This is a genomic window from Saccharopolyspora aridisoli (assembly GCF_004348445.1).
Lineage (GTDB): Bacteria > Actinomycetota > Actinomycetes > Mycobacteriales > Pseudonocardiaceae > Saccharopolyspora > Saccharopolyspora aridisoli.
Window position 1 is genome coordinate 19,141 of the sequence record NZ_SMKV01000016.1, and the last position, 18,723, is coordinate 37,863.

An 18,723-nucleotide genomic window follows, 5' to 3' on the forward strand; every position below is an offset into this window, starting at 1 on the left:
CCTCAGTACTCGCGCGGCGTGAGCGCCCGGCCGATCCGGGCCTCGATCTTGGCGTACTTCCACAGCTTCCAGTCCGACCGTCCTACCTGGACCGTCCGGAAGAGGTTGCAGGCGGCCTTCACGGTCTCCTGGGTGTCGACGTCGGCCAGCAGGTAGCAGGTCCACGGCCACGAATCGGACGGCCCCACCAGGTGGCCGTCGTCGTCGATGTCGCCGATGAAGTCGACCCCGGGCAGCGCCTTGATGCCGTCCATCATCTCGACGAAGGCCGTCCACACGTCGCCGGCGGTGACCCCGTCGCGCGGGAGGTCGAAGAAGTTCTGGTTGATGCCGATGCAGAACAGCACGCGCAATGGCGGATTGGCCATGGGAACTCCTGTGTCGTGGGCGGCGTCAGCGGAATCCTGGGACGGTCGGCGGCCTGCCCAGCAGCACGGCGCCCGCGGCGTCGTACATCGAGGGCATCAGGAACGCGTGCAGCGCGGGCACCTGCGAGTCCTGGCGCATGCGTTGCAGCGGGTGGGAGTTGTCGATGGTGGAGGTCCCGGAGAAACCGCAGACCTCGTGCACGACCTGCGCCGCCGTCGCGGCCAGGTGGGTGGCCGAGAGCCGGACCAGCGCGTTGTGCTCGTCGCTGACCTCGCCGCCGCGGGCCACGGCGTCCCAGACCTCCTCGGCGACCTCGTAGTAGAACGCCCTCGCCGAGCGCATCGCGGCCACGGCTTGGGCGTACCCGGTGCGGTAGTAGGCGCGGTCGGCCAGCGGTGGAGCTCCGGTGACACCCGTGCGAGAACCGGCCCGGGCGGCGAAGTCCAGCGCGGCCTGCGCTACCCCGAGACCGACGGCGGCGTGCACCTGCGCCTGGTAACCGATGGTGGGGTAGCGGTAGAGCGGTTCGTCCACGCACGCCCCGCCGCCCCGGATGAACGTCCACTCGCGCGGCACCTCGACTTCGTCGACGACCACGTCGAAGGAGCCCGACGCCCGCATCCCCGAGACGTCCCAGTCCCGCACGATCTCGACCTGATCGGGCCGCAGCATCGCCGCGCGCGGCCGGTTGTCGCCGTCGGCGTCGCCGGGGATGCCGACGCTGAGGACGTCGGCGGCCATGCAGCCGCTGGCGAACCGCCACCGCCCCTTGACCAGGTAGCCGCGCTCGGTCGGGGTGACGGGGTTGACCGGGAACATCGCGCCCCCGTACACCACGTCGGGCCCGTCGGCGTAGAGCTCGGCCTGGGTGTCGAGCGGCAGGCACGCCAGGTACGTCCCGGCCGAGCCGAAACCGGCCACCCACCCGGTCGACCCGTCCACCGACGCGATGCGCTCGACGCCGCGCAGGAACTCCGGCGGCGGCATCGGCTCACCGCCGAACCTCTCAGGCGTGGAGGCGCGGAACAGGCCGAGCTCCTTGAGCCGGCCGACGAAGTCAGGAGGTACGTAGGACTGCTCGTGGAACTCATCGCGGCGCTCGGTGAGCTCGGCCAGCACGGCCTCCCACACCGCGTCGCCGGCGAATCCCTGGGACATGGCACGCTCCTGTCGTCGGGTTGTGATCCGACGCTATGCAGCCGCGACCCGACGCGACATCGGGATTGCCCAGACACCCACTAGGGGAATCCTTCAGGCGCGGTGGCGGGATGACCTATCCGCTCACCGGGCCACCGGGATCTAGCCTGGCCCGATGGTGGTCGACTCGCAGGCACCCGAACTGGTGGATTCCGACTTCGTCGCGATGATGCGCGCCTCCCACCTGTGCGTGCTGATCCACGACGCGGCGACCAAGAACATCCTGTGGGCCAACCCGGCGGCCTGCGCGCTGCTGGAGTGGAGTGTCACCGAGTTGCGCCCGCTCAAGGCCAACCACATGAGCAGCTCCGCCCAGCAGTACGACCGGGTGATCGGCCGCGCCTGGTTGCACGAGGCGGTCGAGAGAGGCATGAGCCGCATCGAATGGCACTACCGGTCCAGGTCGGGCCGGGTGATCCCCACCGACGCGATCGCGGTGCGCGTCGAACTGGCCCAAGGACCTGCGGTGATGGTGCAGTTCCGGGACGTCGAGCGGGAGCAGCGCGTGGAGCGCGAGCTGCGCCAGACCACCTCCTACGTCGACGCCCTGGCGCGGCACACCTCGACGGTCGCGTTCATGCTCGACTCGGTCGGCGCGATCCGCTTCGCCACCGACACGGCCCTGGCGCACCTCGGCCTGTCGGGTGACGCCGACCCACCGGTCGGCCTGCTGCTGGAGTCACACGCCCGGCTGCGCCGGGACGGCACCGAGGTCAGCTGGGAGCAGGCGGCCGCCGCGGCCGACCCGGTCGAGCCGGTGCGACTGGAGATCCCGGGAGCCGATCCGGTGACGCTGGAGGGCAGCCTGGAGCGGCTGCGCGACGTCGACGCGTTCCTGATGATCCTGCACGACGTCTCCACCCGAGTTCGCGGTGAGGAGCGGCGCGAGCTGGAGCTGCGCCACGAGAACTACCTGGCCCGCTACAACGCGATGGGCGACATGGCGATGGCCATCGCCCACGAGCTCGGCCAGCCGCTCGCCGCGGCGGCGAACTTCATCGCCGGGGTGCACGCCCGCGCGCAGGTGCTGGAAACCTCCGGGCAGGTTCCGGAGGGCACGACCGGACAGCTCGCGTACGGGCTGGACAGCGCCAACCGCCAGATCGATCGGGTCTCGGCGATCGTCAGCGCACTGCGGTCGTTCGTCGGCCACCTCGAACACGTCGAGCAGGTCGCCGACCTCAACGCGGTGATCGATGAGTGCCTCTACTTCGTGCGGCTGCGCGCCGCGGCCGTCGGCGTGGAGGTCGAGGTGCGGTTGAGCGAGCAGCCGGTGCTGGTGCGCTGCGAACGGGTGCTGACCGGGCAGGTGGTGCTCAACCTGTGCTTCAACGCGGTCGACGAGATCGTCGAGGGCGACGCCGAGCAGCGGCGCATCGAACTGGTCACCGAAACCCGGGAGGCAGGCGGCACCGTCACCGTCGCCGACCGGGGCCGGGGTGTGCGCAAGGACGTGTTCGCCGAGTCGTTCACCAGCAAGGAGCACGGCAGCGGCATCGGACTCGCGCTCTGCTACCGCATCATCAACCGCCAGCACGGCTCCATCTGGTGCCGACCGCGCGACGGCGGCGGCTCGGTGTTCGGCTTCTCCTTGCCCTCGGCGTAGGAGGCCGCTGCCGGTGGGGCTCTAGGGGAAAGCTTCAGGTCGCGCCGAGGAATCCTCGATACCGGCAAGACCGCCGACGGCCGTAGTTTCGAGAGGGATCAGCGGGGAGGAGGCACCGTGGCGGATTCGACGCCCGCCCAGCGGGAGTTCCGCGCGGCGATGGCGAACCTCTCGTCCGGGGTCAACATCGTCACCACCGACGGTCCGCGCGGACGCGCCGGGATCACGGTCAGCGCGGCCTGCTCGGTCACCGACGACCCGCCGACCATGCTGGTGTGCGTGCACCGAGCGAGCCGCGCCCACGACGTGCTGGCGGGCAACGAACGGGTCTGCGTCAACGTCCTCGGCTCGGGGCAGCAGGACCTGGCGCTGCGGTTCGCGGGCGCGACCGGGCTGCCGATGCACGAGCGGTTCGCCGGGGTGGTCTGCGACTTCGCGGAAGTGCCCGTGCTGCGCGACGCCGCCGCGTCGGTCATCGGACACCTCGCGCAGGTGCGCGCGCAGGGTTCGCACTCGGTGATGTTCGTGGAGGTCGAGCGTGTGATCACGCGCTCTGGCAGCGGCGCCCTGGTGTACTTCCAGCGGGAGTTCCACAGCCTCGCAGGAGCACGTCGTGGATGACCGGAACATGACTCTGACCTGCTACAACGACACCCACGGCTACGGGTGGCGACACGTCGACCTGTTCGTGCACGACGCCTCCGGCCGCGAGGTCGAGTGGGTGCACTGGCTGGTCGCCGCCGACGGCCCGGAGGCCGCCGACGCCGCCACCGCCGAGGTGGAGCCGCTGCTGCGCCGCACCTCGCCGTGGCGGCACGGCCTCAGCGCCTCCGGCATGGACTACTGGGTCGCCGACGCCGAGTGGGAGCGACCGTGACGCTGTGGAACCCGTGGTCGCTGCGCGAACTGGTCACCGACCTGGCCGCTGGGCGCACCACCCCCGCCGAGGCGCTGGAGCGCAGCCGCAGCAGGATCGCCGACACCGACCCCGTCCTCCGGGCGTGGGTCGAGCACCTGCCCGAACCCGCTCTCGCGGGAGGCCCGCTGCGCGGAGTTCCGCTGGCGGTCAAGGACATCATCGACGTCGCAGGTGCGCCCACCCGCTGCGGTTCGGCGCTCCGCGCCGATTCGCCACCCGCGACCGACGACGCCGCGATCGTGCGGGCGTGGCGGGCAGCCGGTGCCACGCCGATCGGCAAGACCGTGACCACCGAGTTCGCGTTCTTCTCCCCGGGGCCCACCCGCAACCCGGCCGCGCCCGAGCACACACCGGGCGGGTCGTCCAGCGGATCGGCCGCAGCCGTCGCCGCCGGGCAGGTCCCGCTCGCGCTCGGCTCGCAGACCGCTGGCTCGGTCACCCGGCCGCGTTCTGCGGCGTCGCCTCGTTGGTGCTCGGCCACGGCAGGTTCCCGGCCGACGGCGTCGTGGGCCTCGCACCGAGCCTGGACTCGCACGGCGTGTTCACCGCTACGGCGGGCGACCTCGCCCTGGCCTGGTCGGCGCTCACCGGCACCGCGGAACCGCCGCCGAACCGCGCACCTCGCCTGCTGCGCTGGAACGCGTCCGCGCTGGGCGTCGACCACGAGATGGGCGCGGCGCTGGAGAAGACCTGCGCGGCCCTCACCGGCCGAGGCGCGGTGGTCACCGCCTTCCCGGAGGAACAGCTCATCGCCGAACTCACCGAAGCCCACCCGGTGGTCATGGCCTACGAGGCGGCGCGGGAACGCGCCGACGAACTCGCCGCGGCTGACGAGCTCAGCGACCACCTCGCCACCCTGCTGCGCTACGGAGCGACCATCACGGACGCCGACCACCAGGCGGCCCGGCGGGTCGTCGTCGAGGCGGAACGGCACCTGGCGCGGCTCACCGAGTCCTGCCACGCCATCATCGGTCCCGCCGCCCAGGGGGCCGCTCCGCGCGGTCTCGACGCGACCGGTGATCCGGTGATGAGCCGCGCCTGGCAGGCGCTCGGCCTCCCGACGACCACCGTCCCCGGCCCGCGCGGTGGAAGCGGATTGCCGCTCGGAATTCAGCTCATCGGCCACGACAGCGGTGAAACCACCTTGCTGGCAACGGCCAGGGGAGTCGAAGAAGCCTAGAACTCCACCCCGTGCAGGAGGAGGTCCCGGACGAGCGTGCCCAGGCTCTCGGAACCGGTCTTGGCCTTGATGCGGGCCCGGTGCACGTCAACGGTTTTCACACTCGTGCCGAGGTCGCGGGCGATGAGCTGGCTCGACCGCCCGTCCACGACCAGCCGCAGCACCTCCCGCTCACGCGGCGTCAGCGACGCGACCCGCCCGCGCACGCGCAGCCGCTCGGCGTGGGCGGCGAAGCACTGCTCCGCCTCGCGCAGCTGGTCCTGGACGACGTCGAGCATGCGCTGCGGCTCGTACGGCTTCTCCAGGAAGTCCACCGCGCCCAGGCGCATCGCCCGCACCGACATCGGGATGTCGCCGTGGGCGGAGCAGAAGATCACCGGGGCCGGGTACTCGCGTTCGGACAGCTCCTCCTGCAGCTGGAAACCGCTCAGGCCGGGCATCCGGACGTCCACGACCACCACACCGGGCTCGCCGGGGTCGAACTCGGCGAGGAACCCGGCGGCGTCGGGATAGGTGAGGGCCTGAACACCGACGGTCTGCAGCAGGAACACCAGGGACCGCCGGTGCGCCTCGTCGTCGTCGACGATGTGCACCACCGGCGCGGGAAGCGTCGTCGTCATCGTTGCTCCAGGCGAACCAGGGGAAGACCGCTGTCGAGGGGCTGCGTTGCTCAGCGGTCGAGCAGCGGCACTGGGCGGCGCTGTGGAATCCGCGCCACTGCTCGGGTATGCCAACACGGCGTCGCGGCGTGCTCGCCACAGCACCGCTTGCGGACCGCGGCGGTGCGAGCTGATTCCCTCACCAGGAACAGCGGCTCCGCCGCGCGCCTGAGCAGATCCTAGGCAAGCGGTCCGAGCCTGGGATAGGTCCGTTGGCGTTAGTCCCGCAGCAGCACCGAGGTCGTCGGGTGGTCGGAGGTGAAGCGGTCGGGAAGCGGAGCGGTGAACACGTTCTCCGTGCGGGTGCGGGTGATCTTCCAGCCTTCGGGGTCGCGGCGGAAGGCGTTGTTGAGCCGGCTGGAGCGCAGCAGAGCGCTGCCGTCGGCGAACAGCCAGGGCTGCACGTGGATCCACAGCCCGGTGGCCTGATCGCCGCTCACGTGGATCTGCTCGGAGGTCAGGTAGTGCGCGTTGAGCAGCAGCGCCGGGTCCCCCTCCCGGCTCCAGAACCGCTCGAAGTGCGCCCGGATCGCCGCGTGCCCCTCGGCGCGGCCGAACTGGCCTTCGTAGTGCTCGCCGACGCCCTCCCAGACCGCGTCGGAGGCGTAGAGCTCCATGATCGCGTCGATGCGCTCGGCGTCGTCGCGCACCGCCAACTCCGGGCACGGCGAGTCGCACAGGAACATGTAGCGGGCCTGGATGCGGCGGATGTCCGCCTCGGCCTCCAGGGCCTCGATCCGCCTGGTCAGCGCGGTGATGGTCGACTCGGTCATCGGGCTCCTCTCGTGCGCGCGGGCGCGGTTTCGGGCAGGCGGAGCAGGCACAGCAGGGACACCAGCAGACCGGCGGCGATGTACCAGCCGACAGACGTCGAGCTGCCGGTCACGGCGATCAGGCGGTTGGCGATCATCGGTGCGAACCCGCCGCCGAGCACGCTGCCGATCTGGAACGCCAAACCCACGCCGGACTGCCGCTGCTCGACGGTGAACAGCTCCGAGTAGTAGGTCAGCAGCGGGCCCCACAGGAATCCACCGATGGTGAACCCGATGATGACCGCCAACCCCACCGCGAGCGGCGTGCCGATGTCGGCGATCCGGAACATCACCAGCGCGTACACCAGCGCACCCACCGCGCCGGAGATCATCACCGGTTTGCGGCCCACCCGGTCCGACAACCAGCAGGCCAGCACGATCGTGATCGCGTGGCACAGCAGCCCGACCATGCTGCCGATCACGATCGGCTGTCGAGGCAGCGCGAGCCCCTGCGGTGCGGCGGCCGTGGCGTAGGACAGCATGAACGTCGCCAGGATGAACATGTTGGCGTTCAGGCCCAGGTTCACCCCCGCAGCCAGCAGCAGCCGTCTCCGGTCCTGCCGGAACACCGCGAGGAACGGCACCTCGCGGCCGCGGGCGAGGGCGACGAACTCCGGTGTCTCGGCGATGCCGCGGCGCGCCCACACGCCGAGTGCCAGCACGAAACCGCCGATCAGGAACGGCACGCGCCAGCCCCAGGCGATCACGGCCTGCATCGGCATCAGCAGCACCAGTGCGAACGCCAGGTTGGCCAGCAGCTGCCCGAGCGGCGAGCCCATCGTCGCGAACGACCCGTACAGCCCTCGCCGGTGCGGCGGTGCGTGCTCGACGGCCAGCACCGCGGCACCGCCGATCTCCCCGCCGCGCGCGAGCCCGTGCAACATGCGCAGCGCGATCAGCAGCAGCGGAGCGGTGATGCCGATCGCCAGGTAGGACGGCAGCACGCCCATCAGCAGCGTCGAGGAACCCATCACCACGAACGTCAGCTGCAGCGAGAACCGGCGCCCGTAGCGGTCGCCGAGCCACCCGAACAGCAGCGCCCCCAGCGGGGTGAGCAGGAACCCGACGGCGAAGGTCGCCAGTCCCACGAACGAGCCGAACCACTCGTCGCCGCTGATGAAGAAGATCTGCCCGAACACCAGGGCCGCGGCCGTGCCGTAGATGGCGAAGTCGTAGAACTCCAGCGTGGAACCCACCCCGCTGGCCAGGCCGATCCGTCTGACACCGGCGCGCGAGGCGCCGTCCTCACTGAGCACGGGCATGGCGAGTCCTGTCGGTCGAGGAGACGGGCGCGTCCGCGTTGTCGCTCAACGCTAGGGACGGCCCCGAGACGCCGCCATTGGTGATTTCCCGACCTGCCACTAGGGGATTTCCCTACCGCAGCGCCGCCGCGCGGATCGCCAGGAGCAGTGGCAGCGAACTGGATTCCCGGAGCGACTGCGGAAGGCTGGGCGCTTCCAGAACGTTGGTGCCCGCGCGGAGCGCGCGGCTCATCGTGGCCAGGTCGATGTCTGCGTCGTCCTGGTGATAGCCCATCGACGGCCAGCGCCGGCTTTCCCGGACCCGTACCGCTGTCGGAGACGTAGAGGGCCGGGCATTCCTTGCCGGCGCACTCGGACACCTCGTGCAGCTTCATGGTCGCAAACCTTGACCAGGTGATCAGTTGTGTTCGCGTGCTGTCCGCGCTCCGCGCAGCTCGATCGGGCTCAAGATCACCACGACTCGGTTCCGGGTCCGGGTTGTCGGGTCCGGGCGGTACCGTCGCGCTCGTAGTTGGGGAGGGGGCCGAACGGGGGGAGTCGGAGATGCCGGACGTCGCAGTCGAGGCCGCGTGCTTCATCGCGGGTCATGCCGGGGAGCCGATCACCCTGGCCGACGTCGCCGACCACGTCGGCTACAGCCCGTTCCACCTCGCCCGCGCGTTCGCGCGCGCCCACGGTCAGCCGCCGGGGAGGTTCTTGGCCGCGCACCGCTTCCAACGGGCGAAGCGGCTGCTGCTGGCAACCGACGAACGCGTCAGCGAAATCTGCTGCGAGGTCGGCTTCAGCTCGGTGGGAACGTTCACCCGCCGCTTCACGGCTGAGATCGGCCTGCCCCCGGTGAGCTTCCGCAGGCTGCCCGACCTGCTCAGCGACGCACCGCCGCGCCCGGTGCTGGTACCAGGCCACGACGACTCGGGCGGCGTCGTCACCGGGCAGGTCCACCTGGCCACCGCAGCGCGCATCGCGCTCGGCGGCGCCGCCGCCATCTACGTGGGCCTGTTCGCGCAGCGAACCCCGCGCGGCGTCCCGGTCGTCGGGGCGCTGCTGGACGAGCAGGGACGCTTCGCGCTCACCGGGATCCCGCGCGGGACCTACTGGGTGCTGGCGACCGCCTTCTCCGCGCGGGCCGACCACGCCGAGCAGCTGGTTCCCGGCTGGAACGTCGTCGGGGGCTCACCCGCACCACTGGTCATCGGCCCCGCCCGGCCCCCGGAGCACCGCGAGATCACCTTGCGGGTCGTGCCGCCGTGGTCGGCCCCGGTGCTGGTGGCGCTGCCGCCGCTGGCCGCTCCGATTGCGCAAGATCGGAGAAGACAACCCCTCGCAGCGGGCCTACCTTGAGCTTGACACCAGCCGTGACCAGCGCAGGGATCCCATCATGAGTCGAGTCCGAGTCCTCGTCGGCACCCGCAAGGGAGCTTTCATCCTCACCGCCGACGGCAAGCGCGAGTCATGGGAAGTCGACGGCCCGCACTTCGGCGGCTGGGAGCTCTACCACCTCAAAGCCTCCAAGGTCGATCCCGACCGCATCTTCGCCTCCCAGTCCATGGGCTGGTTCGGGCAGCAGATCCAGCGCTCCGACGACGGCGGTCGAAGCTGGCGGCCGGTCGACAACCACTTCTCCTACGACGGAACGCCCGGCACGCACCTCTGGTACGACGGGACGCCGAGACCGTGGGAGTTCACCCGCGTGTGGCACCTGGAACCGTCGGCCACCGACCCGGACACCCTCTACGCCGGTGTCGAAGACGCCGCGCTGTTCCGCACCACCGATGCCGGGCGCAGCTGGCACGAGCTGCCCGCGCTCCGCGAGCACGAATCGGCGCCGAACTGGCAGCCGGGCGCTGGCGGCATGTGCCTGCACACGATCATCCAGGCGCCGAACAACCCCGACCGCTTCTACATCGCGATCTCGGCGGCGGGCGCGTTCCGCACCGACGACGGCGGCAAGTCCTGGCGGCCGATCAACAAGGGCTTGCACTCCGGCCAGATCCCGGCTCCGGACGCCGACGTCGGCCACTGCGTGCACCGCCTCGCCCTGCACCGCGACCGGCCGGACGTGCTGTTCATGCAGAAGCACTGGGACGTGATGCGCAGCGACGACGCGGGCGACTCCTGGTACGAGATCAGCGGCGACCTGCCCAGCGACTTCGGGTTCCCGATCGACGTGCACGCCCACGAGCCCGACACCGTCTACGTGGTGCCGATCCTCAGCGACGAGCAGCACTTCCCGCCGGAGGGCAAGCTGCGCGTGTACCGCAGCCGGGTCGGCGGCAACGAGTGGGAACCGCTGACCAACGGCCTCCCGCAGGAGAACTGCTACGTCAACGTCCTGCGCGACGCCATGGCCGTCGACGAGGTGGACGACTGCGGGATCTACTTCGGCACCACCGGCGGTGACGTCTACGTCTCGCCCGACTCCGGTGACACGTGGCGGCCCATCGTCAACAACTTGCCCTCGGTCCTGTCGGTGGAGGTGCAAACTCTCCCGTGATCCGCATCCTGCTTCCCGCGCACCTGCGCACGCTCGCGAAGATCCCCGAGCGCGAAGTGGTTGTCGAGGTCGACGGCATCCCGACGCAGCGGCTCGTGCTCGACGCCTTGGAGGCCCGCTACCCGGCGCTGCGCGGCACGGTCCGCGATCACGACACCAAGAAGCGGCGCGCATTCATCAGGTTCTTCGCCTGCGAGCAGGACCTGTCCAACGAGCCGCTCGACGACCCGCTGCCCGAAGAGGTCGCGGTCGGCAAGGAGCCCTACATGATCATCGGAGCGATGGCCGGTGGCTGATCGCGAGCGAGCTGCGGGCATAGCCGCTGTTCGAGGTGTGGGACTCAGCTCGCACCGCTGAGCAGGAGCGCCCCGCAACGGTTCTAGTGTGGTGGCATGAGAGTTCATCACCTGGATTGCGGCCCGATGCGGCCCTTCGGCGGCCGGTTGATCGACGGCGAGGGGTCAGTGCTGCGCCGGGCGCGGATGGTGTGCCACTGCCTGCTGATCGAGACCGAGAGCGGGTTGGTGCTGGTCGACAGCGGTATCGGCACCGAGGACTCCGACCCGGCGCGGACCTCGCTGCCGAAGGCGTTCCGGATGCTGATGAACCCGCAGCTGGATCCGGCGACCACCGCTGTCGCGCAGGTGAGGCGGCTCGGGTTCGACCCGGCCGACGTGCGGCACGTGGTGCTCACCCACCTCGACCTCGACCACGCGGGCGGGCTGCGGGACTTCCCGCAGGCGAAGGTGCACGTCCACGGGCCCGAACTGCGGGCGGCCACCGGCAGTTCGGACATGCGCTACCGCAAGGCCCAGTGGGCGCACGGACCCGACTGGGCCGTCCACGACGACCGTTCCGGGCAGGACTGGTTCGGGTTCGAGGCGGTGCGCGAGCTCGACGGGCTCCCGGAGGAGATCCTGCTCGTCCCGCTGGTCGGCCACACCACCGGCCACGTCGGCGTCGCCGTGGACGCGGGCGAGCGGTGGCTGCTGCACGCGGGCGACGCGTACTTCTGGCAAGGGGAGATGTCGCAGCCCCCGCACTGCCCGCCCGCGCTGCGCGCGTTCCAGCGTGCGATGGCGGTGGACGACCGCGCGCGGCTGAACAACCAGGGCCGTCTCCGCGACCTCGCACGCGCGATCGACGTCATCTCCGCGCACGACCCAGTCGGCTTCGACAGCCACGTGCGCGCTCTCAGCTGACGCTCCGGCTCTTCCCGGTGCAACCGGTGCCCAGCCGCGTTCACCGATCAGCGGCCAGCACTGCGGCGAGTCCTTCTCGCCAGCATCATCGCGGGCGAGCGAGACGGGAGGTTGGCCTTGTGCGCATCGCAGACCTGCCGGGCCGCCTTCTTCGACACCAGTCAGAGCCGCACCCGCAAGTGGTGTGACATGAACACGTGCGGGAACCGCCAGAAGAAGGCGCGCTTGAACGCCAACCAGCGGAAGAACAGGACCGGCGCGCGGATGAGCACCAGCTGACCCGGCCGAAGGGGCGGCCTGCTCCCCGGAACTGGTTTGACCGCTCACCTGCGAGGGCCGCAGACTGGTGCGCGGTCTGGATCGATGCTGGGGGTCGTGGTGGCGGTCGAAACGCGCGCAGATTCCGGTGTGCTGCGTGCTCGCAACGCTGTCGCGGTGGTGTTCGCCCTGAACGGGTTCGCGATGGCCAGCTGGATGTCGCGAATCCCGGAGGCGCGCGACGCGCTGTCGGTTTCGCCGGGCGAGCTGGGCAGGCTGCTGCTGGCGATCTCCGTCGGATCGATCCTCGCGCTGCCGCTGGCAGGTGCGCTGGTGCACCGCTTCGGCGCCCGCGCGGTCATCACCGGCGCTGCCGTGCTCGACGCCGTCGGAGTGGCGCTGGCCGGCACCGGTTCCGGGATGTTCGGCGACGTCTGGGTCACCGCTGCGGGCCTGCTCGCGTTCGGGCTGGGCACGGGCCTGTGGGACGTGGCGATGAACATCGACGGCGCCGCGGTGGAACGCCGGATCGGTCGCACCATCATGCCGCGCTTCCACGCGGGTTTCAGCCTCGGCACGGTCGTCGGAGCCGGGGTGGGGGCGGCCTGCGCCGGGCTGGGCGTGCCGATGGTGGTGCACCTGGTCGGTGCGGCGGTCCTGGTCGCGGTGGTCCCGACGCTCGCGGCACCCTCACTGCTGCCCGCGCACGATGACGAGGAGGAGGAGTCGCCAGGCGGCGGGATCGTCCGCGCCTGGGCCGAACCGCGAACCCTGCTGGTGGGGTTGGTGGTTCTGGCGATGGCGCTGACCGAGGGCACCGCCAACGACTGGCTGGCCGTGGCCCTGGTCGACGGCTACGACATCCCGCCGTGGCTCGGTGCGGTCGGTTTCGCGGTGTTCCTCAGCGCCATGACCGCCGGCCGCGTGGTCGGCACGATCCTGCTCGACCGCTTCGGCCGCACGAAGGTCCTCTGGGCGACCATGGCGACCGCCGGGATCGGCGTGCTGCTGGTGGTCTTCGGAAACTGGCTCCCGCTGGTGTTCTTGGGTGCCGCGATCTGGGGGATCGGCGCGTCCCTGGGCTTCCCGGTGGGCATGAGCGCAGCCGCCGACGACCCGGCCCGCGCGGCAGCCCGCGTCAGCGTCGTCTCCACCGTCGGCTACACGGCGTTCCTCGCGGGTCCGCCGCTGCTGGGCTACCTCGCCGACCACGTCGGCACGCTGCACGCCCTGCTGCTTGTGGCAGCACTGCTCGTCCCGTCCGCACTGGCCGTTCCGGCCGCGAGGCCACCCGCGCACGAACCAGGTTAGGCCTCGACCTCGGAGCGGTCACCGCCCCACAGGGTGTGGAAGGTGCCTTCCCGGTCGGTGCGGCGGTAGGTGTGGGCGCCGAAGAAGTCCCGCTGGCCCTGCGTGAGCGCCGCCGGGAGGCGTTCGGCGCGCAGCGCGTCGTAGTGGGCGAGGGCGGCGGCGAAACCCGGTGCGGGAACGCCCTGTTCGGTGGCACCGACGAGCACCGCGCGCCAGTCGTCCTGGGCTTCGGCGATCTCCTCCGCGAACTCGTCGTCGGAGAGCAGGCTCGGCAGGTCGGGTCGGTTGTCGTAGGCCGCGCGGATGCGGTCCAGGAACGCCGCGCGGATGATGCACCCACCGCGCCAGATCGCGGCGATGGCACCGAGGTCCAACCGCCAGTCGTACTCGGCGCTGCCCGCGGCGAGCTCGTGGAAGCCTTGCGCGTAGGACACGATCTTCGACGCGTACAGCGCCTGCTCAACCCTGTCGGCGAACCTCGCCGCCTCGGCGTCCCCGAGCGCTCGCGGGGTGGGGCCCGCCAAGCCGCGGGAGGCCTCCCGCAGCGCGGTGTGCCCGGACAGCGAGCGCGCGAACACCGCTTCGGCGATGCCCGAGACAGGAACGCCCAGTTCCAACGCCAGTTGCACCGTCCAGCGCCCGGTTCCCTTCTGCTCGGCCCGATCGGCGACCACGTCGACGAACGGTCGCCCCGTCGCAGCGTCCACGTGGGACAGGACTTCGGCGGTGATCTCGATCAAGTACGAGTCGAGCCTGCCGGTGTTCCACGCGCGGAAGATCCCGGCGATCTCCTTCGGCGGATATCCGGCGACGTCACGGAGCAGCTGGTACGCCTCACCGATGAGCTGCATGTCGGCGTACTCGATGCCGTTGTGCACCATCTTCACGAAATGCCCGGCTCCGTCCGCGCCCACGTGCGTCACGCACGGTGCGCCGTCGGCGGCCTTGGCGGCGATCTTCTCCAGCATCGGGCCGAGTGAGGCGTAGGACTCCGCTGAACCACCGGGCATGATGCTCGGACCGTGCAGCGCGCCTTCCTCCCCACCGGAGATGCCGGTGCCGACGAAGTGGATGCCCTGCGCGCGCAGCTCCTGCTCGCGGCGGCGGGTGTCGGCAAGGTGCGCGTTGCCGCCGTCGATGATCACGTCCCCGGTGTCCAGCAGCGGGGCGAACTCGCGGATCACCGCGTCGGTGGGGTCACCGGCCTTGACCATGATGACCAGTCGTCGCGGCCGTTCGAGCGCTGCCACGAAGTCTTCGGCGGATTCGGCCGGGACGAACGTGCCCTCCTGCCCGAACTCGGCGACGAGCTCGCGGGTTCTGGCCGGGGTGCGGTTGTGCAGCGCGACGGCGTAGCCGTTGCGCGCGAAGTTGCGCGCCAGGTTGCGGCCCATGACCGCCAGTCCGCTGACGCCGATCTGCGCTGTTGTGCTCATCGGTGCGACTCCCGTGGTGACGTCGGTTGTCGGCGGGCTCAGCTGCTCGCGGCGGGCTCCGGGACGTCGAGCGGTTGCAGCAGCGAGGTCTCGTCGCGGCCCCAGGCGCCCAGCAGGTGGTCGGCGAGCCTGCCCTCCAGGAGTTCGGTGGCCCGGACGCCGAAGACGACGTCCTCGGCCAGCTGCGGTTCCCGATCGAGCAGATCACCGATCACGTCCCGCCGCATGACCTGCTCGTGCACCGCGTCGGCCTCGACGTGCTCGGTGAAGAAGTGGACGCACTCCTGCGCCGCCCCGAGCCTGTCCAGGGCCTTGGCGAGGCGTTGCGCGCTGGGTGCCGTGGTGATCTCGGCGGCGGCGAAGTGACCGACGAGCGCACCGCGCAGTCCCCGGTGCAGCCCCAAAAGCGACATCAGGTTGACGATGGCGATCTGCGGTGCGGGCACCACGTCCAGGTAGTGCAGGTAGTCGGCGGACAGTCCGGCACCGGCCAGCAGGTCGGCGAAGAGCTGCGCGTGGACCCGCTCACCGCGCCCGCCGCCGAACTCGTCGAACTCCACCGCCACCAGCGACGCCTTGGCCTGGCCCTGGAGGCGCGGGATGACCCACACGTGCGGGTCGGCCTCCTTGAGGTGGTAGATCGAGCGGTGCGCGAAGTACTCCTGCACCTGCCACCACTGGCCCCGGTCGCGCAGGTGGTGCGAGACGCCGTTACCGGGCACGGGTTCCACCAGCAGTGCGTCGAGCACGCTCGCGACGTCGTCGGAGGCGTCGGTGCTGGCGCGCAGCGCGTGCAGGAAGACGCGTTCGAGCTCGCCGCGCAGGGCCAGCAGGCCCGGGTCCCACTCCCACTCCGGTGAGACGCCGTGGAACCCGCGGTAGTGCAGCTCGTAGCAGGTGTGCAGTGCGATCGCGAGGTCTGACCCCCAAGGGTCGCAGTCGTGCGCCAGCTCAGGCGGTGGCGCGGGGGCGGGTGGTTCCCGGCGGAGCGTGGCGGTGACCGCGGCGGACAGCGGGCCGCGCGGTTCCGGCAGGCTGGTCATCGCACCCCTCCCTCGAGTCGGATGGCGGCGAGCAGCGCCCGATCACCTCGGGCCGCCGCAGCGCGTTGTCTGCGGGCGCCGGTACCGCAGTGCAGCAGTCCGGCGATGAGCTTGCGGACCGTCGCAAGATCGCGGGTCTCCTCCAGTTCGGGCGCCGCCCACCGGATCATGCGGTGCACGAGCTCGGCGGACTGCACGCGGCGCTGCGCCACCAGGTCGATGCCAGGCCCGTCGAGCCCGTGGCGGGCTGCGGTCCACACGGCGGCCTGTTCGAGTCGCGGGTCGATCTCGGGTGCCTCGCGGCCGGCGTCCAGCTCGCGCTGCGCGGTGCGCACCAGAGCCCGGGTCACCACCGCTTGCAGCAGCGCCTCGCCCACGGTGGTGGCCGCGTCGGCGACGCGCAGCTCGATGGTCGGCAGATGCGGTGATGGCCGCGCCAGCCAGAACGACATGGCCTCGTCGACGAGCACTCCGCACTCGACCAGCCGTGCGACCTGCTCGTCGTGCTCGGCCGCGGAGCGGAACCGCGGTGGGATTCCCGAGCCGGGGAACCGCGTCTGCTGCACCATGCGCCAGCTCGCGTAGCCGGTGTCGGCGCCGAGGTGGAACGGCGAGTTCGCCGACATCGCCAACAGCGACGGCAGCCACGGGTGGAGGTGGTTGATCACGGCCACGGCCTTCTCCCGGTCGGGCACGCCGACGTGCACGTGGCAGCCGCAGGCCTGGTAGTCGGTGACGACCGCGCGGTAGGTCTGGGCGATCCGGGTGAAGCGCGTGCCGGGTGAGATCGCGCCCGGTTCCCCCAGGAACGGCGGTGTTCCGGACGAGATCAGCGCGAGCCCTTCAGCCTGCGCCGCCCGGCTCATCCGCTCGCGCGCGGAGCGCAGCTGCCCGCGCAGCTGCGCCGAGGAGGTGCACACACCGGTGGCGGCCTCGGCCTGGCTGGTCAGCAGTTCGGGGTGGAAGCTGTGCCGCGGATCGAGGTCGGTCGCTCCGGCCAGCACGGCCGGGCCACGTCCGGACGGCGCACCGCTTTCCGGATCGACCACGAGGAACTCCTCTTCGACACCGAGCGTGCGGGGGAGTTCGGCAGCTTGTTCGACCGCTGGCTCGGCGTTCTCGACCGCGGGAGTGTTCACCGGCGAGCTCCTCCCCATGGCTGCGATCCGGCCTGCATGGCGTTGCTTTCCCTGGTGAGGGCGTGGTCAAACCTCGGAGCTCGTGGTTTGCGGCCCGGCGGGGACGGAAACCTGATGTGCATGAGATTGCTGAGGACCTCGGCTGTCTACCGGCCGCAGGGCGACACCTGGCTACTGGCGCGGGCTTTGGGTGACGCGGGGATCAAGCCGGGCAGCCGGGTGCTCGACGTGGGCACCGGAACGGGTGCTCTGGCGCTGGCGGCAGCCCGAACCGGCGCTGGTGAGGTGACGGCCGTGGACGTCTCGATCGCGGCGGTCGCGGTGGCGGGCGTCAACGCCTGGCTGCGCGGCTTGCCGGTGCGCGCGGAGAGGGGCGACGCGCTGGCGCGCGACTACTCCGATCCGTTCGACGTGGTGGTGGCCAACCCGCCCTACGTCCCCGCCCAGGGCCCCGAGCCACCACGAGGTGCCGCGCGTGCGTGGGACGCCGGGTACGACGGCCGCGCGGTCATCGACCGGCTGTGCGTTCGCGCGCCCGAGCTCCTGGGCAGTGGCGGGACGCTGCTGCTGGTCCAGTCCGATCTGGCCGACGTAGAAGCGACGTTGGCGCGACTCCGCGCCGGGGGCCTGAAGGCCGCTGTGGTGGACCGCCAAGCGCAGGCGTTCGGCCCGGTCCTCGACGAGCGCGCGACCATGATGGAGGACCGCGGGCTGATCCGGCGAGGACAGCGCTGCGAGGAACTGGTGGTGATCCGTGCGGACCGGCCCCGCTGACCCCGACGTCCGGCGGGTCACCGTCGTCCCCGGAGGGCCGGTCCTCGTCGAAGGTCCGGTGCGACTGGTCCTCGAGGACGGGACCACAGTGGACTCCGACCGGTTCGTGGTCGCCGTCTGCGCGTGCCGCCGCAGTCGGAACTACCCCTTCTGCGACACCAGCCACCGCCGCAAGGTGCGCGAGGCCTGAGCCGTGCGCGACGCCTGAGCCGGGGACCAACCGCCGCGCTGATCCGCTTGACGTTTCGCCAGCAGGGCCTCCGGGTAAACCGTGGTTTCCCGAGATGAGGAGGGTGTTCAGATGTCTGCGATGGACAAGGCTCGCCACAAGGTCGAAGAGGCCGTGGGCAAGGCAAAGGACAAGCTCGGCGGTGCCACGGGCGATCGCAGGACCCAGGCCGAGGGCAAGACCGAGCAGACCAAGGGCAACCTCAAGCAAGCCGGTGAGAACGCGAAGGACGCCGTCCGCAAGGACGAGTGACTCCCAGCGCCGGTCCGGAAGTCCGTGCGCGACTCAGCCGGTTCCCCGGCGGGGGCTGCGAGCCCCCGCCGAGTCACGCCCGAAAACTCCCGAGGAGGCTCCCGATGCAGGAGCAGGACTTTCCGCTGCCGGACTACGACCAGTTGTCGACGGGCTCGTTGCAGCACATGATCCGTTCGCTCGGTAAGGACGAGTTGACTCGCGTGCTGGGGTACGAGCAGGAGCACAACGACCGCCCGCAGGTCGTCGAGATGATGCGGCAGCGGCTCGACGAGCTCCGCCGTGGTGCGGAACCCGGGTCGGGTGAGCACCGCGCGGAGCCGGCAGAGGCGCAGGGCTCCACGAAGGGGTCGCCGGTGACTCCGGCCGGTGCCCCGGAACCGATGCATCCGCTGCGGCACGGAAACCACAACCGTCCCGGCACGACGTAGCCCGCGAGAGTCCGCTGACCAGGAAGTCGCGCGCGAGGCGGGGTCGGGGCCACCAGCGGCGCGGACCCGCCTCGCGGTGGCACGACGCTGGGGTCTTGTTCGACCCGGGACGACATCGCCGCGAGCGCATCCGGGCGCTCCTCCCGGACG

21 protein-coding genes and 2 pseudogenes are annotated in these 18,723 nt (G+C 71.1%); 14 read left to right on the forward strand and 9 right to left on the reverse strand.

Features of this window, described 5'->3' with window-relative positions:
* Nucleotides 1-2 precede the first annotated feature (2 nt).
* Together E1161_RS14795 and E1161_RS14800 are read right to left on the reverse strand one after the other, a co-directional pair.
* Nucleotides 3-368: a hypothetical protein gene (locus tag E1161_RS14795; protein WP_132623733.1), complete on the reverse strand. Its 366-nt coding sequence runs from the start codon at nucleotides 366-368 to the stop codon at nucleotides 3-5.
* A 25-nt stretch (nucleotides 369-393) separates the two neighbouring features.
* Nucleotides 394-1,527 carry an acyl-CoA dehydrogenase family protein gene (locus tag E1161_RS14800; RefSeq protein ID WP_132623735.1) on the reverse strand — a complete coding sequence of 378 codons (1,134 nt, stop codon included), beginning with the start codon at nucleotides 1,525-1,527 and terminating at the stop codon, nucleotides 394-396.
* Nucleotides 1,528-1,681: 154 nt separating this feature from the next.
* Here E1161_RS14800 and E1161_RS14805 point away from each other — a divergent pair, with 154 nt between their 5' ends.
* From E1161_RS14805 to E1161_RS14820, 4 genes and pseudogenes are all read left to right on the forward strand, one after another.
* Nucleotides 1,682-3,172, forward strand: coding sequence for a PAS domain-containing sensor histidine kinase (locus E1161_RS14805; RefSeq protein ID WP_132623737.1), 1,491 nt, complete (start codon nucleotides 1,682-1,684; stop codon nucleotides 3,170-3,172).
* Between the two features lie 117 nt (nucleotides 3,173-3,289).
* A complete protein-coding gene (locus E1161_RS14810; protein WP_235875036.1) occupies nucleotides 3,290-3,793 on the forward strand; it encodes a flavin reductase in 504 nt (167 codons plus the stop codon).
* Nucleotides 3,786-4,049 carry a hypothetical protein gene (locus tag E1161_RS14815; protein WP_235875037.1) on the forward strand — a complete coding sequence of 88 codons (264 nt, stop codon included), beginning with the start codon at nucleotides 3,786-3,788 and terminating at the stop codon, nucleotides 4,047-4,049. Before E1161_RS14810 ends, E1161_RS14815 begins: the two co-directional genes overlap by 8 nt.
* Nucleotides 4,046-5,271 (forward strand): annotated as a pseudogene (locus E1161_RS14820) (amidase). The gene E1161_RS14815 and the pseudogene E1161_RS14820 overlap by 4 nt, the downstream one beginning before the upstream one ends.
* Here the strand turns inward: E1161_RS14820 and E1161_RS14825 are convergent.
* The 4 genes from E1161_RS14825 to E1161_RS27175 all read right to left on the reverse strand — a co-directional run bounded on the left by E1161_RS14825 (nucleotide 5,268) and on the right by E1161_RS27175 (nucleotide 8,278).
* Entirely contained in the window at nucleotides 5,268-5,891 is a 624-nt protein-coding gene (locus E1161_RS14825) for a response regulator transcription factor (RefSeq protein ID WP_132623739.1), read from the reverse strand. The pseudogene E1161_RS14820 and the gene E1161_RS14825 overlap by 4 nt on opposite strands.
* Nucleotides 5,892-6,148: 257 nt before the next feature.
* Nucleotides 6,149-6,703: a nuclear transport factor 2 family protein gene (locus E1161_RS14830; protein ID WP_132623741.1), complete on the reverse strand. Its 555-nt coding sequence runs from the start codon at nucleotides 6,701-6,703 to the stop codon at nucleotides 6,149-6,151.
* Complete coding sequence (locus E1161_RS14835) at nucleotides 6,700-8,004, reverse strand: MFS transporter (protein ID WP_132623743.1); 1,305 nt, start codon at nucleotides 8,002-8,004, stop codon at nucleotides 6,700-6,702. Before E1161_RS14835 ends, E1161_RS14830 begins: the two co-directional genes overlap by 4 nt.
* Before the next feature lie 112 nt (nucleotides 8,005-8,116).
* On the reverse strand, nucleotides 8,117-8,278 hold the full coding sequence (locus E1161_RS27175; protein WP_165939800.1) for a hypothetical protein: 162 nt from the start codon (nucleotides 8,276-8,278) through the stop codon (nucleotides 8,117-8,119).
* Between the two features lie 269 nt (nucleotides 8,279-8,547).
* On the opposite strand from E1161_RS27175, the gene E1161_RS14840 reads away from it, so the two are divergent.
* The 6 genes and pseudogenes from E1161_RS14840 to E1161_RS14865 all read left to right on the forward strand — a co-directional run bounded on the left by E1161_RS14840 (nucleotide 8,548) and on the right by E1161_RS14865 (nucleotide 13,269).
* On the forward strand, nucleotides 8,548-9,345 hold the full coding sequence (locus tag E1161_RS14840) for a helix-turn-helix domain-containing protein (protein WP_132623745.1): 798 nt from the start codon (nucleotides 8,548-8,550) through the stop codon (nucleotides 9,343-9,345).
* A 37-nt stretch (nucleotides 9,346-9,382) separates the two neighbouring features.
* A complete protein-coding gene (locus tag E1161_RS14845) occupies nucleotides 9,383-10,498 on the forward strand; it encodes a WD40/YVTN/BNR-like repeat-containing protein (protein ID WP_132623747.1) in 1,116 nt (371 codons plus the stop codon).
* Nucleotides 10,495-10,794, forward strand: a complete 300-nt coding sequence (locus tag E1161_RS14850; protein WP_132623749.1) for a MoaD/ThiS family protein — start codon at nucleotides 10,495-10,497, stop codon at nucleotides 10,792-10,794. The genes E1161_RS14845 and E1161_RS14850 overlap by 4 nt, the downstream gene beginning before the upstream one ends.
* Nucleotides 10,795-10,890: 96 nt before the next feature.
* Entirely contained in the window at nucleotides 10,891-11,700 is an 810-nt protein-coding gene (locus E1161_RS14855) for an MBL fold metallo-hydrolase (protein ID WP_132623751.1), read from the forward strand.
* Nucleotides 11,701-11,781: 81 nt separating this feature from the next.
* Nucleotides 11,782-11,979, forward strand: a pseudogene (locus E1161_RS14860) (CGNR zinc finger domain-containing protein); the annotation flags it as partial.
* A gap of 96 nt (nucleotides 11,980-12,075) precedes the next feature.
* Nucleotides 12,076-13,269, forward strand: coding sequence for an MFS transporter (locus E1161_RS14865; protein WP_235875038.1), 1,194 nt, complete (start codon nucleotides 12,076-12,078; stop codon nucleotides 13,267-13,269).
* On the opposite strand, the gene gndA is transcribed toward E1161_RS14865, so the two are convergent.
* The 3 genes from gndA to E1161_RS14880 are packed head-to-tail and all read right to left on the reverse strand — an operon-like array spanning nucleotide 13,266 to nucleotide 16,905.
* Nucleotides 13,266-14,705, reverse strand: a complete 1,440-nt coding sequence (gndA, locus tag E1161_RS14870; protein ID WP_132623753.1) for an NADP-dependent phosphogluconate dehydrogenase — start codon at nucleotides 14,703-14,705, stop codon at nucleotides 13,266-13,268. The two genes, E1161_RS14865 and gndA, sit on opposite strands and share 4 nt — an antisense overlap.
* 38 nt (nucleotides 14,706-14,743) lie before the next feature.
* Complete coding sequence (locus tag E1161_RS14875) at nucleotides 14,744-15,748, reverse strand: iron-containing redox enzyme family protein (RefSeq protein WP_132623755.1); 1,005 nt, start codon at nucleotides 15,746-15,748, stop codon at nucleotides 14,744-14,746.
* The gene (locus E1161_RS14880; RefSeq protein WP_132623757.1) at nucleotides 15,745-16,905 is read right to left on the reverse strand and encodes a carboxylate-amine ligase; all 1,161 of its coding nucleotides are present in this window, start codon (nucleotides 16,903-16,905) and stop codon (nucleotides 15,745-15,747) included. The genes E1161_RS14875 and E1161_RS14880 overlap by 4 nt, the downstream gene beginning before the upstream one ends.
* Nucleotides 16,906-17,007: 102 nt before the next feature.
* Here E1161_RS14880 and E1161_RS14885 point away from each other — a divergent pair, with 102 nt between their 5' ends.
* From E1161_RS14885 to E1161_RS14900, 4 genes are all read left to right on the forward strand, one after another.
* The gene (locus E1161_RS14885; protein WP_132623759.1) at nucleotides 17,008-17,661 is read left to right on the forward strand and encodes a HemK2/MTQ2 family protein methyltransferase; all 654 of its coding nucleotides are present in this window, start codon (nucleotides 17,008-17,010) and stop codon (nucleotides 17,659-17,661) included.
* Nucleotides 17,642-17,851, forward strand: coding sequence for a CDGSH iron-sulfur domain-containing protein (locus tag E1161_RS14890; protein WP_132623761.1), 210 nt, complete (start codon nucleotides 17,642-17,644; stop codon nucleotides 17,849-17,851). The genes E1161_RS14885 and E1161_RS14890 overlap by 20 nt, the downstream gene beginning before the upstream one ends.
* A 111-nt stretch (nucleotides 17,852-17,962) precedes the next feature.
* Nucleotides 17,963-18,142 (forward strand): CsbD family protein, encoded by a 180-nt coding sequence (locus tag E1161_RS14895; protein WP_132623763.1) that lies wholly within the window; start codon nucleotides 17,963-17,965, stop codon nucleotides 18,140-18,142.
* A gap of 104 nt (nucleotides 18,143-18,246) precedes the next feature.
* Nucleotides 18,247-18,573, forward strand: a complete 327-nt coding sequence (locus E1161_RS14900) for a hypothetical protein (RefSeq protein ID WP_132623765.1) — start codon at nucleotides 18,247-18,249, stop codon at nucleotides 18,571-18,573.
* The last annotated feature ends 150 nt before the right edge of the window (nucleotides 18,574-18,723 follow it).

Coding starts and splice junctions, on each gene's coding strand:
- E1161_RS14795 (WP_132623733.1), bottom strand. CDS start 368: ATGGCCAATCCGCCATTGCGCGTGCTGTTCTGCATCGGCATCAACCAG.
- E1161_RS14800 (WP_132623735.1), bottom strand. CDS start 1,527: ATGTCCCAGGGATTCGCCGGCGACGCGGTGTGGGAGGCCGTGCTGGCC.
- E1161_RS14805 (WP_132623737.1), top strand. CDS start 1,682: ATGGTGGTCGACTCGCAGGCACCCGAACTGGTGGATTCCGACTTCGTC.
- E1161_RS14825 (WP_132623739.1), bottom strand. CDS start 5,891: ATGACGACGACGCTTCCCGCGCCGGTGGTGCACATCGTCGACGACGAC.
- E1161_RS14830 (WP_132623741.1), bottom strand. CDS start 6,703: ATGACCGAGTCGACCATCACCGCGCTGACCAGGCGGATCGAGGCCCTG.
- E1161_RS14835 (WP_132623743.1), bottom strand. CDS start 8,004: ATGCCCGTGCTCAGTGAGGACGGCGCCTCGCGCGCCGGTGTCAGACGG.
- E1161_RS27175 (WP_165939800.1), bottom strand. CDS start 8,278: ATGGGCTATCACCAGGACGACGCAGACATCGACCTGGCCACGATGAGC.
- E1161_RS14840 (WP_132623745.1), top strand. CDS start 8,548: ATGCCGGACGTCGCAGTCGAGGCCGCGTGCTTCATCGCGGGTCATGCC.
- E1161_RS14845 (WP_132623747.1), top strand. CDS start 9,383: ATGAGTCGAGTCCGAGTCCTCGTCGGCACCCGCAAGGGAGCTTTCATC.
- E1161_RS14855 (WP_132623751.1), top strand. CDS start 10,891: ATGAGAGTTCATCACCTGGATTGCGGCCCGATGCGGCCCTTCGGCGGC.
- gndA (WP_132623753.1), bottom strand. CDS start 14,705: ATGAGCACAACAGCGCAGATCGGCGTCAGCGGACTGGCGGTCATGGGC.
- E1161_RS14875 (WP_132623755.1), bottom strand. CDS start 15,748: ATGACCAGCCTGCCGGAACCGCGCGGCCCGCTGTCCGCCGCGGTCACC.
- E1161_RS14880 (WP_132623757.1), bottom strand. CDS start 16,905: ATGGGGAGGAGCTCGCCGGTGAACACTCCCGCGGTCGAGAACGCCGAG.
- E1161_RS14885 (WP_132623759.1), top strand. CDS start 17,008: ATGAGATTGCTGAGGACCTCGGCTGTCTACCGGCCGCAGGGCGACACC.
- E1161_RS14895 (WP_132623763.1), top strand. CDS start 17,963: ATGTCTGCGATGGACAAGGCTCGCCACAAGGTCGAAGAGGCCGTGGGC.
- E1161_RS14900 (WP_132623765.1), top strand. CDS start 18,247: ATGCAGGAGCAGGACTTTCCGCTGCCGGACTACGACCAGTTGTCGACG.